Origin of the sequence: Buttiauxella izardii (assembly GCF_003601925.1) — a bacterium.
GTDB lineage: Bacteria > Pseudomonadota > Gammaproteobacteria > Enterobacterales > Enterobacteriaceae > Buttiauxella > Buttiauxella izardii.
In genome coordinates, this window is the sequence record NZ_QZWH01000024.1 from 19,640 (window position 1) to 31,528 (window position 11,889).

Consider the following 11,889-nt stretch of genomic DNA (forward strand, 5'->3'; position numbering starts at 1 on the left):
AATTAATTATCCAGCGAGCTATTCCTATGTTGACGCTTTTTCTGACCGTAGCGGTATTACACATCGTTGCGCTCATCACCCCAGGCCCCGACTTCTTCTTCGTCTCGCAGACCGCTGTTAGCCGTTCCCGCAAAGAAGCGATGATGGGCGTGCTGGGTATTACCGGCGGCGTTATGGTTTGGTCTGGCGTGGCGTTGCTTGGCCTGAATCTGATCCTTGAAAAAATGGCCTGGCTGCACAGCATTATCATGGTGGGTGGTGGTTTGTATCTGTGCTGGATGGGCTACCAGATGCTGCGTAGCGCGCTGAAGAAAGAGAAGCCTTCCGAAGAATTACCCGCTGTAGAACTGGCACACGGTGGCCGCAGTTTTCTGAAAGGGCTGCTGACCAACCTGTCGAACCCTAAAGCCATTATTTACTTCGGCAGCGTGTTCTCGCTGTTCGTGGGCAATGATGTGGGAAGTGCTGAACGCTGGGGTTTATTTGTGATGATCGCGCTGGAAACCTTTGCCTGGTTTACCGTGGTCGCCAGCCTGTTCGCTATGCCGCAAATGCGCCGGGGTTACCAGCGTCTTGCGAAATGGATTGACGGCACAGCCGGTGCGTTGTTTGCCGGGTTCGGCATCCACCTGATTATTTCCCGTTAATTTTTTCTGAGATACCCTAAATAATTCGAGTTGCAGGTAGGCGGCCAGGGAGCAAATCCCCAGGAGCTTACTTGAGTAAGTGACTGGGGTTTGTGAGTGCAGTCAACACCCCTGCAACTTGAAGTATGACGGGTATTAGGCCTGGCGCGCTCCAGCGAGGAGTGCGCCAACCAGCATAAACAGCGAACCAAACACCCGGTTCAATGCTTTCATCTGACGCGGCCCCTTAATCCAGCCTGCAATACGTGTCGCCAGCGTCGCATAGCCAATCATCACGATAATATCGACGACCACCGTTGTTACGCCGAGCACCAAATACTGCGCCGCTTGTGGCTGATGTGGGGCGATAAACTGCGGGAAAAGTGCCGCCAGAAACACAATACTTTTGGGATTGGTGAGATTGACAAAAATCGCCCGCTTAAACAAACGGCTGCGCGGTTGGCTGCTCGCCAGCGTATTCAAATCAATCGCACCCGCGGCACGCCACTGCTGAATGCCAAGCCAAATCAAATACGCAGCACCTGCCCATTTCAGAATTTCAAACGCCAGCAGTGAGCGTGAAAACAACGCGCCGAGACCAATCCCAACCAACACAATATGAATCGCCAGCCCGGTTTGCAGCCCGGCAATAGACGCAGCCGCCCCGCGATAGCCGTGGCTAATGGCGGTGGTCATGGTATTAATCGCCCCGGAACCGGGTGAAAGACTCAGAATTATCGTGGTCAAAAGATAGGTTAACCACCACTCAACGCTCATGTGAAATTCCCTGGATGGACACTTTTATGCCACAATACGCTATTGTTGATGAGCGTGCTACGAATCACAAAAAAGCGATATGACTCTGCATAAAAATGGATGGTCAAACAGGGAAAATGCCTTTGCGGCTTTCACCACCGGTCCGCTGATGGACTTCTGGCGCAACCGTGAAGAGTGTGAATTTTCAGGCGTCGACGAAGTGCCGGTACGCTACGTACGGTTTCGTGCGCAGGAAAACGATCGTGTGATTGTAGTGTGCCCAGGGCGCATCGAAAGCTACGTAAAATATGCTGAACTGGCGTATGACCTGTTCCATTGTGGGTTCGACGTTTTAATTATCGACCACCGTGGGCAAGGGCGTTCCGGTCGAATGTTGTCAGATTCACATCGCGGCCATGTTGCCAGATTTAGCGACTATGTCGACGATTTTGACCGCTTTTATCAACATGAAGTTGCCAACGGCCCATGGAGAAAACGCTACGCTTTAGCGCATTCCATGGGTGGCGCCATCATCACTTTGTGGCTTGAAAAAAATTCACAATGTTTTGATGCGGTTGCGCTTTGCGCGCCGATGTTTGGCATTGCGCTGCGCTGGCCTGACTGGATGGTGCGCCATATTCTTGACTGGGCCGAAGGCCATCAACGTTTTCGCGAAGGATACGCAATCGGAACAGGCCGCTGGCGCGCTCTCCCATTTGGCGTTAATGTCCTGACCCATAGCCGTGAACGTTACCGCCGCAACCTGCGTTTTTATGCTGACGAGCCAGCATTGCGAGTGGGCGGGCCGACGAATCACTGGGTAAGAGAAGGGATACTCGCAGGAGAACAGGTTTTAGCGGGAGCCACCGCCATCACCACGCCGATATTTATCCTGCAAGCAGAAGAGGAACGTGTGGTTGATAACCGCGCCCATGACCAATTCTGTGAAATTCGAGCCGCGGCGGGCAACCCTTGTGAGGGGGAAACACCTTACGTCATCAACGGTGCGTATCATGAGATCCTGTTTGAAAAGGACGATATGCGGGCCGAAGCGCTGGATGCCATTATCGAGTTTTTCGCCAGGCATCAATAATGAGTTTTAACATCAGAGGTTCCAAATCCTATGTACCATGTCGTTGCGTCTGACTTAGATGGCACGTTGTTGTCTCCCGATCACCTTCTTACTCCGTATGCTAAAGAAACGCTGAAACTGCTCACTGCTGAAGGTGTCCATTTCGTCTTTGCAACGGGTCGCCACCATATCGATGTCGGGCAAATACGCGATAACCTCGAAATCAAAGCCTACATGATCACCTCTAACGGCGCGCGCGTGCATGATACCGACGGCAACCTGGTGTTCAGCCACGATCTCGACCACGACATCGCGCAGGATCTCTTTGGCGTAGTACAAACCAATCCAGATATCGTGACCAACGTCTATCGCGGCGACCAATGGTTTATGAACCGCCATCGCCCTGAAGAGATGAAATATTTCAAAGAAGCAGTGTTTAACTACAGCCTGTTTGAGCCAGGTTTGCTGGAGGCCGACGGCGTAAGCAAAGTGTTCTTCACCTGTGATTCCCACGAAAAATTACTGCCGCTCGAGCAAGCCCTGCTCGCTCGTTGGGGCGACCGCGTGAACGTGAGCTTCTCAACGCTGACGTGCCTGGAAGTGATGGCGGGCGGTGTGTCGAAAGGCCACGCGCTGGAAGCGGTATCGAAAGCGATGGGCTACGGCCTGAAAGACTGCATCTCCTTTGGCGACGGCATGAACGACGCCGAAATGCTCAGCATGGCGGGCAAAGGCTGCATTATGGGTAACGCCCACCAGCGCCTGAAAGACCTGCTGCCTGAACTGGAAGTGATCGGCACCAACGCCGATGACGCCGTTCCGCATTACTTGCGTAAGATGTTCCTCGGTAAAGATTAATTCGCCGCAAACGAGTGGTGAATTAATCACCACTCGTCAACCAAATAATCAAACTCCTGCTAACACCCTTCGCTACAATAAGGCATCACCTTTTGTAGAGACTTCATCGTGCCGCTACTTATTATCACCACCATTCTGTGGGCCTTCTCGTTTAGCCTGATTGGCGAATACCTTGCCGGGCACGTCGATAGCTATTTTTCCGTGTTGATGCGCGTCGGGCTGGCGGCATTCGTCTTCCTGCCGTTCCTGCGTTTCAAAGGCTACAGCGCGAAAACGCTGCTGCTGTATATGCTGGTGGGCGCGCTGCAACTCGGCGTGATGTACCTGTTCAGCTTCCAGGCGTATTTGTACCTCACCGTTTCGGAATTCCTGTTGTTTACGGTGATGACGCCGCTGTATGTCACGCTGATTTACGACTTGATTAGCGGTAACAAATTGCGTTGGGGTTACGCATTAAGCGCCGGGCTGGCGGTGATCGGCGCGGCGATAATCCGTTACGACAAAGTCAGCGATCACTTCTGGATTGGACTGTTGCTGGTGCAGGGCGCAAACATCTGTTTCGCCATCGGGATGGTGGGCTATAAACGACTGATGGAAACGCGCCCGATGCCGCAGCATTGCGCATTTTCATGGTTTTACCTCGGTGCGTTTATCGTGGCCGTCACAGCCTGGTTCTTACTGGGGAATCCACAAAAACTGCCGACCACAAATCTGCAATGGGGCATTCTGGTTTGGCTGGGCGTTGTCGCATCTGGACTCGGTTACTTCATGTGGAACTACGGTGCCACGCAGGTAGACGCGGGCACGCTGGGCATCATGAACAACGTGCATGTTCCGGCGGGATTGCTGGTTAACCTCGCCATCTGGCAAGAACAACCCCACTGGCCGAGTTTTATTATTGGTGGGACGGTGATAATGGCGTCGCTTTGGGTGCATCGCCATTGGGTCGCTCCGCGTTCTTCACAAACGGCAGATGCTCGCAAGCGTGTGAGCGCGTCGAGCGAATAAACGCTTCCGTTGCAGGTTGACGCTGCTCGCCATCGCGCACGGCGGCGTACAACCGGCTCCATAATCCTTCGCCCAGGGTTTTCGTTACCACCAAACCCTGGCGTTCCACATTCTCCACCACCCAATGCGGCAGCGCGGCAATACCCATGCGTGCCGACACCATCTGAATTAACAACAGCGTGTTATCAACACTTTTCAGCGACGGGCTAACACCTGCCGGTTGCAGGAAATGACGCCAGATATCCAGGCGCTGGCGCTGCACCGGGTAAATCAACAGCGTTTCGCTGGTCAAATCTTCAGGTTCAATGCGCGTTTTGTTTGCCAGCGGATGATCCGTGGCCAGCACGAGGCGCACTTCATAATCAAACATTGGCGAATAATGCAGCCCGCTGCGCGGCAGAATGTCGGACGTTAACACGATATCCAGCTCGCTTTGCTGGAGCGCGGGTTGCGGGTCAAACGTGACGCCAGATTTGAAATCCAGATCCACCTGCGGCCAGGTTTTGTGGAAGTTTTCCAGCGCGGGCGTCAGCCACTGAATACAACTATGGCATTCGATAGCGATGCGAAGCGTGGTCTGGTGCGGCTCATTACATGCCTGAAGTGCGCGGCTGATTTGCGGCAACACTTGCTCCGCCAGTTGCAGTAGCACTTCGCCCTGCGGCGTAAAGCGCAGCGGCTGACTTTTACGGACAAACAGGCGGAACCCAAGCCGCTGCTCCAGATCGCTGAACTGATGAGAGAGCGCCGATTGGGTTTGATGCAACGCGGCGGCGGCGGCGGCTAAAGAGCCGCAATTTCGTAACGCCTGAAGCGTCCGCAGGTGTTTGATCTCGATCATGAAAGTCCTTCACTTCGGCATGAGCAAATTGCGCTTGAGGAATACACAGTACATTTGCAAGATGGCGGTGTAAACATCTGGATGGCTATATCCGAAAAATTCATCAAGGGGCATAAAATGACAATTCTTAATCACACCCTCGGTTTTCCTCGTGTCGGCCTGCGTCGCGAACTGAAAAAAGCACAAGAAAGTTACTGGGCGGGTAATTCCACTCAGGAAGAATTACTGGCGGTGGGCCGTGAACTGCGCGCCCGTCACTGGGAACAACAAAAGGAAGCTGGCGTGGAATTGCTGCCAGTGGGCGATTTCGCCTGGTACGATCACGTTCTGACCACCAGCTTGCTGCTTGGCAATGTGCCGGCTCGTCATCAGAACGCGGACGGCAGCGTTGATATCGACACTCTTTTCCGCCTGGGTCGTGGCCGCGCACCAACCGGTACGCCAGCCGCCGCCGCTGAAATGACCAAATGGTTTAACACCAACTATCACTACATGGTGCCGGAATTCACCCAAGGCCAGCAGTTCAAACTGACCTGGACGCAGCTTCTGGATGAAGTTGATGAAGCGCTGGCGCTGGGACACAACGTGAAACCTGTACTCCTTGGCCCGGTAACCTATCTGTGGCTGGGTAAAGTGAAAGGCGAGCAGTTTGACCGCCTGAGCCTGCTCAAAGACATTCTGCCTGTTTACCAGCAAGTGCTGGCGGAACTGGCAAAACGTGGCATCGAGTGGGTACAAATCGACGAGCCTGCGCTGGTGCTGGAGCTTCCACAGGAATGGCTGGAGGCATTTAAACCGGCGTACGATGCGCTAACCGGCAACGTAAAACTACTGCTGACCACCTATTTTGAAGGCGTCACGCCAAACCTGAATACCATTACCCAGCTTCCGGTGCAGGGCCTGCATGTGGACTTCGTGCACGGCAAAGATGATATCAACGCATTGCATCAGCAACTGCCAGCCGACTGGTTGCTGTCTGCAGGCGTGATCAACGGCCGTAACGTCTGGCGCGCCGATCTGACCGAGAAATTTGCCCAATTGAAAGATCTGGTGGGTAAACGCGAATTGTGGGTGGCTTCTTCTTGTTCATTGCTGCACAGCCCAATCGACCTGAGCGTGGAAACGCGCCTGGATACGGAAGTCAAAAGCTGGTTCGCCTTCGCGCTGCAAAAATGTGCCGAGCTGTCATTGCTGACTGAAGCGTTAAACAGTGGCGATACCACCAAACTGGTGGAGTGGAGTGCGCCGATTCAGGCTCGCCGCCATTCACAGCGCGTACATAACGCGGCGGTGGAAAAACGTCTGGCGGCAATTACGGCGCAGGACAGCCAACGCCAGAGCGATTACACCGCTCGCGCCGTGGCGCAACGCCAGCGTTTTAACCTGCCAGCGTGGCCGACAACGACCATTGGTTCTTTCCCACAAACCACTGAAATTCGCGGTCTGCGCCTCGACTTCAAAAAGGGAAATCTGGATGCCAACAACTATCGCACCGGGATTGCTGAACATATCAAACAGGCGGTTGCCGAGCAGGAGCGTTTAGGTCTGGACGTGCTGGTTCACGGCGAAGCCGAGCGTAACGACATGGTGGAATACTTCGGCGAGCACCTCGACGGCTTCGTATTTACACAAAACGGTTGGGTGCAAAGCTACGGTTCCCGCTGCGTGAAACCACCGGTTGTGATTGGCGACATCAGCCGCCCGGAAGCGATCACCGTGGAATGGGCGAAGTACGCGCAATCCCTGACCGACAAACCGGTAAAAGGCATGTTGACCGGCCCGGTGACGATTCTTTGCTGGTCATTCCCACGCGAAGACGTGAGCCGCGAAACCATTGCGAAACAGATCGCGCTGGCGTTGCGTGACGAAGTGGCCGATCTCGAAGCCGCAGGCATCGGTATCATCCAGATTGACGAACCGGCATTGCGCGAAGGCTTACCGCTGCGCCAGTCCGACTGGCAGGCGTATCTGGAGTGGGGCGTGGAAGCCTTCCGTCTGAACGCCGCCGTGGTGCGTGACGACACGCAGATCCACACGCATATGTGTTACTGCGAATTCAACGACATCATGGATTCCATCGCCGCGCTGGATGCGGATGTTATCACCATCGAAACCTCACGTTCCGACATGGACTTGCTGGAATCGTTTAAAGAGTTTGAATATCCGAACGAAATTGGGCCGGGCGTGTATGACATCCACTCGCCAAACGTACCAAGCGTGGAATGGATTGAAGCGTTGTTGAAGAAAGCGGCAGAGTCCGTTCCCGCAGAACGCCTGTGGGTGAACCCGGACTGCGGCCTGAAAACTCGCGGCTGGCCGGAAACCCGCCAGGCTCTGGCAAACATGGTGAAAGCGGCCCAGAACCTGCGTAGCGCTTAAGTTTTACCCTCACCCTAACCCTCTCCCCAGGGAGAGGGAACTGTCTGGTTTTCTCCCTCTGCTCAGGGAGAGGGAATTATCTGGTTTTCTCCCTCTCCTCAGGGAGAGGGCTGGGGTGAGGGCGTTTTTAAACCCACTTTAAGAGCGTTACCGCTTCTTCTCTATCTTCCAGTTTCTGGGATCAATATTCTCACAGAGTTCTAAATCAGTAACATAATAAGCACCGAGCTTTTCCTGAGGGCAGTTGTGGTAAGGTGTAAACATCAGGCCGATGGGAATTAGGAATGCGATGATGAGTGATAAGAAAGTTGCAATGACACTAAAGCCGCTACACACCTTTCCAATAGAGGTTTGTTTTGTTGGTGGTTTAATTCCTTTGGTAAATAATACTCTAAGGGCAACGAATATAAGATAGATACAAAGAGGTATGGCGCCAACACAAGCGACGGCTTTAGCATGATAAATAATAATTTTATCATGTAATAACAATGAGCGGAGATCGTACAGTGGTACGGAAAATAATATGAAATAGAGTAAAGTGAACATTAGTAGAATCATAATGACAGCCGCGCCACGGTATAGTAACCATTCTAAAATAATTTCTTTATTCATATTATTCCAGGTTCCCGTTTTGAGGGTTGATATGTTCGCATAATTCTAAATTGATAACATAATATGAAGTGAGTCTTTCCTGAGGGCAGTTGCTATAGGATGAAAACATTAATCCAATAGGGGTTAATATTGTTCCAACTACTCCTGCCATAGCTATGGCCATACTAATGCACCCCCAGATCAAACCAATAGATGTCAGTTTTTTAGGTGGTGTGGTTCCTTTCGTGATAAGCCCGCGGAAGGCGGAGAAAATAGCACAGGTGAAGATTGGAATACCACAAGCACACGCAATGCTTTGGCTGTAGATATGTATTATATCTCCATGTTTGATTAAGGATTGTAGTTCATTAAATGTGCCGCCAAAAATTATTGCGTAAATAAAAAACATAAATATCATTATTGAGAAAACACAAGCGCCTTTATATATTACCCATTGTGAAGTGCTGTTTTTTTTCATGTGATTAATCTGATGTATTGGCTAATAAGTTAAGAAATGTAGATGAATGCTTTTGATTCCACTCTTTCATGCGCTGTTCTTCTGCTAATGCAATCCGTAGTTTTACTTTTAAACTGGCAGACAAACCAAGTTTGTCATCTAAAACATTGAGTCCTTTATTCAGAGCTATCCCTGCAATGATAATAATTGCTGCCGTTAATGCTATTGGCGAACTAGCCAAAACAGCAATTCCACCCACAACCCCAATCGCAACACTAGAAACAATAATTTTCGCCACATCCATCGTGACATCTACCAAAAAACCAACCAGGTCATAACCAGATTTAAATATCAGTTCAACGGCACGCCATGCGAGTGAGCAGCAAATACAAAATTTTGCACCTTTAACTATTGAGATACCAAGCCCGCGTATTCCAATACCCATTTCCAGTATTTGCGGGTTACGCAGACTATATCGTGTACCATTAAGAATTCTACGCATGGCGGGATAACCGGTCAGCTTAATATAATCCTTTCCGCCCACGCTGCATTTTACCGCTCGCATACCCAATGACTGAAATCGGATAATGAGTTTTCCAAATTCATTATGATAAGTCATCAATTTACCGATGGTTCTAAAACCATCCAGACCATCTTTAATGTTTCCGGGGCCAGCCCGATAAGAAAAGAAATGATCCATATTGCCAAGTAGTTCGTCCGTTATGCTCTGGGCTTCATCGAATGTTAGCAGCGTGATGTAATGATTTTCGGTGATAAATGATTCATTCATCACAGCCATATCACGCAAAACGGGGTTCATACTGGGATATGAGCTAAAGGTGTGGTCGTCTCGTAAATAGTCTTTGGGCTTTTCCGAAGATGGACGGAGATATGACATGATTTATTCCCTTTATCATGCTGAAGTATTGATGAAACAGTTTTCAAATTCTGTTCTCAATAATAAAGGGATGCAACTTGTTTATGGTGGCTGATTTGACAATGAATTATTTATATTATTAATGCCCATTCAAATTTTTATTGATGAAATATATAATAGATTCAAAGTCTGTAAGTAAATGCATTTCTAATTCCCCCCGCTCAATCTCGCCCTTACTGCCGGATGCAATAAGTAATCCATACACCAGCGGCTGACTTTTCCCATTCCGTCGGAACGGGCGGCGAGAAATAGTTTGGTGGCGTGTTTATGTTCTTGCATTGGCTTTTTCAGTAATAAGCCGTTATTGAGCAGCGGCAAGGCTAAATGGTGCGGAATATATCCGATGCCAACGTTTTGCTGAATCAGCGCAATAGCGGTGGCGAAGTTCGGCACAAATAGTGGTTTTTGCCCTTCCAGCAGCCAGGCCTGTTGGGGCGCAAGATTGACCGTGGTATCACGAATACAGATTGCAGAAAAATGGCGCAGTTCGGCGTTTTCGAGTGGTTGTGAATGACTGGCGAGCGGGTGCTCGGGGCCGACGACAAAATCCCACTCCAGTTGGCCGATTGGCTCGCTGATGATTCCTTCGGTGCTCGGCACCGCGTGTGGCGCGCCAATCACCAGATCCGCCCGTTTGCTATAAAGCGCATCCCAACAACCGTTGTACACCTCGAGATTAATCGTCAGCGTCGTGGAGGAAAACTCGCGTTCAAAATCGCGGATAAATTCCACCAGCGTGGCGGTGGGAATAATATTGTTTACCGCAATAGTTAGCTCGCGCTCCACGCCGTCGTGAATCAATACGGTGTTGCGTTTTAGTGCGTCGAGGTCACCAAGAATCGTTTTGCTGTGTTCTATGAAGTAATTGCCAGCGGGTGTGAGTTCGATATAGCGGCCTTTGCGGATAAACAGCTCCGCGCCGATGCTTTCTTCCGCTTTTTTGATGGTGTAACTTATCGCCGACGGCACCTTGTTTAACTGCTCGGCAGCAGTGGTAATGCTCTGATATTTAGCAACAAGATGAACAATGCGGATGGTTTCGTCAGAGATAAACATAGAGTTCCCGGTCAGGCGTTAAGTGACCTGACTCGTTCTGAGCCAGGTCACTGTATTATACCCGGGATTTACTTGTTGTTACTCATCCGGCTTAACGCGGCATAAGCGATGCAGGCCACAAGAATGGAATCCAGAGACGGGATAGTGGTGAGTGTGAACAACCCTTTCACCGTCATAAAGCCCACTGCCGAACCGATAACCCAGGCGACAAACGTCAGCACTTTGATTTGTGGCTCGCGGGTTAACACGCTTTCCTCATAACCGTTACGGCGATAAAGGAAGAAATCGGCGATGTAAATCCCGGCAACGGGCGGAGTGGCAATCCCGAGGAACAGCAGGAATGGAATAAACCACGCCATGATATCCATGCTGCCGACAATCGCCGCCAGCACACCAAGTGCGATGGTGATTTGCCATTTCGGGAAGCGGGTCAGCAGCGTGGAAACCACTAATGTCCCCTGGAACATGTTCCCGGCATTGCCGGTGACACAAGCAAAAATCAGCAGCAGCGCGCCTGGCAGAACCGCACCAAACACCGCCATCGCACCCAGCAACGAACCTTGCCCACTAATGGCGCTTGGCGTTGCACCCGCCCAATACAGCAGCGGATAAGCAATCAGGAATGTTAAACCTGCGGCAATTAACGCGTGTTTGCGGTTATGCACAAAGCTGCCGAAATCGGGCAGGGTGGCGACCAGCACGATAATCGTCCCTACGACGGTCGAAACCGCCACGCCGGTGTTCATGCTGATGATCGCCGCAGGGGCTGCGACTTCGGTATGCGTTGCAACATACAGGATGTAGCAAAGCACCAGCGCAATCACTGGCACCGCGAACTGCGCCACTTTGCCCAACACCGCAAAACCAAACGCGGTCGAAGCGACAAAAATCACGCATCCCGCCGCCACCAGCAGTTGCACCGGTAGCTCCAGCCCATGCTGCGCCAGCAAATCATGCACCGAATGGCCGAACATGTTGGCGGTCACCGCAATCCAGCCGAACAAGCTAATCGCCATCAAAATGTTGATCGCAATCGCGCCTTGCTCGCCGAAAGCATATTTCACAATGCCGTAAGTCGGCATCCGCGCTTTTTCGCCCACGCTAATGGTGATCGCCGAAAGGATGGCGAGAATTAACCCGCCGATAATCACCACGCTAATCAGCCCGGAACTGGAGAGCTGATTGCCGAGGCTTGATGATGAAAGCAGCACGGGCGTGACGGCAATACCAAGCAAAATCATGGCAATGCGCAAGCCTGATGCGGTTCCTGGACTTTCTTCTGTTTTACGCATGACGAACTCCTTTTAC

At 51.3% G+C, this 11,889-nt stretch carries 12 protein-coding genes; 5 read left to right on the forward strand and 7 right to left on the reverse strand.

The genetic code is table 11. The annotated features are described in order from the left end of the window. Positions 1 to 26: 26 nt before the first annotated feature. Positions 27 to 647: a threonine export protein RhtC gene (gene rhtC / locus D6029_RS12000; protein WP_120064979.1), complete on the forward strand. Its 621-nt coding sequence runs from the start codon at positions 27 to 29 to the stop codon at positions 645 to 647. A gap of 135 nt (positions 648 to 782) precedes the next feature. Here the strand turns inward: rhtC and rhtB are convergent, their stop codons facing one another. Beyond that, entirely contained in the window at positions 783 to 1,403 is a 621-nt protein-coding gene (rhtB, locus tag D6029_RS12005) for a homoserine/homoserine lactone efflux protein (protein WP_120064980.1), read from the reverse strand. A gap of 79 nt (positions 1,404 to 1,482) precedes the next feature. On the opposite strand from rhtB, the gene pldB reads away from it, so the two are divergent. From pldB to D6029_RS12020, 3 genes are all read left to right on the forward strand, one after another. After that, entirely contained in the window at positions 1,483 to 2,475 is a 993-nt protein-coding gene (gene pldB / locus D6029_RS12010) for a lysophospholipase L2 (RefSeq protein WP_120064981.1), read from the forward strand. A 30-nt stretch (positions 2,476 to 2,505) separates the two neighbouring features. Next, positions 2,506 to 3,312, forward strand: a complete 807-nt coding sequence (gene yigL / locus D6029_RS12015; protein WP_120064982.1) for a sugar/pyridoxal phosphate phosphatase YigL — start codon at positions 2,506 to 2,508, stop codon at positions 3,310 to 3,312. Between the two features lie 108 nt (positions 3,313 to 3,420). Continuing rightward, complete coding sequence (locus tag D6029_RS12020) at positions 3,421 to 4,320, forward strand: carboxylate/amino acid/amine transporter (RefSeq protein ID WP_120064983.1); 900 nt, start codon at positions 3,421 to 3,423, stop codon at positions 4,318 to 4,320. On the opposite strand, the gene metR is transcribed toward D6029_RS12020, so the two are convergent. Continuing rightward, a complete protein-coding gene (gene metR / locus D6029_RS12025; protein ID WP_120064984.1) occupies positions 4,208 to 5,161 on the reverse strand; it encodes an HTH-type transcriptional regulator MetR in 954 nt (317 codons plus the stop codon). The two genes, D6029_RS12020 and metR, sit on opposite strands and share 113 nt — an antisense overlap. A 117-nt stretch (positions 5,162 to 5,278) precedes the next feature. Here metR and metE point away from each other — a divergent pair, with 117 nt between their 5' ends. Further along, positions 5,279 to 7,540 (forward strand): 5-methyltetrahydropteroyltriglutamate--homocysteine S-methyltransferase, encoded by a 2,262-nt coding sequence (gene metE / locus D6029_RS12030; protein WP_120064985.1) that lies wholly within the window; start codon positions 5,279 to 5,281, stop codon positions 7,538 to 7,540. Between the two features lie 147 nt (positions 7,541 to 7,687). On the opposite strand, the gene D6029_RS12035 is transcribed toward metE, so the two are convergent. From D6029_RS12035 to D6029_RS12055, 5 genes are all read right to left on the reverse strand, one after another. Next, entirely contained in the window at positions 7,688 to 8,152 is a 465-nt protein-coding gene (locus D6029_RS12035) for a DUF1240 domain-containing protein (protein WP_120064986.1), read from the reverse strand. Position 8,153: 1 nt separating this feature from the next. After that, entirely contained in the window at positions 8,154 to 8,609 is a 456-nt protein-coding gene (locus D6029_RS12040) for a hypothetical protein (protein ID WP_120064987.1), read from the reverse strand. Positions 8,610 to 8,613: 4 nt separating this feature from the next. Beyond that, complete coding sequence (locus D6029_RS12045) at positions 8,614 to 9,486, reverse strand: hypothetical protein (RefSeq protein WP_120064988.1); 873 nt, start codon at positions 9,484 to 9,486, stop codon at positions 8,614 to 8,616. A 186-nt stretch (positions 9,487 to 9,672) separates the two neighbouring features. After that, entirely contained in the window at positions 9,673 to 10,581 is a 909-nt protein-coding gene (locus tag D6029_RS12050) for a LysR substrate-binding domain-containing protein (RefSeq protein WP_120064989.1), read from the reverse strand. 68 nt (positions 10,582 to 10,649) lie between these two features. After that, positions 10,650 to 11,873 (reverse strand): cytosine permease, encoded by a 1,224-nt coding sequence (locus D6029_RS12055; protein ID WP_120064990.1) that lies wholly within the window; start codon positions 11,871 to 11,873, stop codon positions 10,650 to 10,652. Positions 11,874 to 11,889 lie beyond the last annotated feature (16 nt).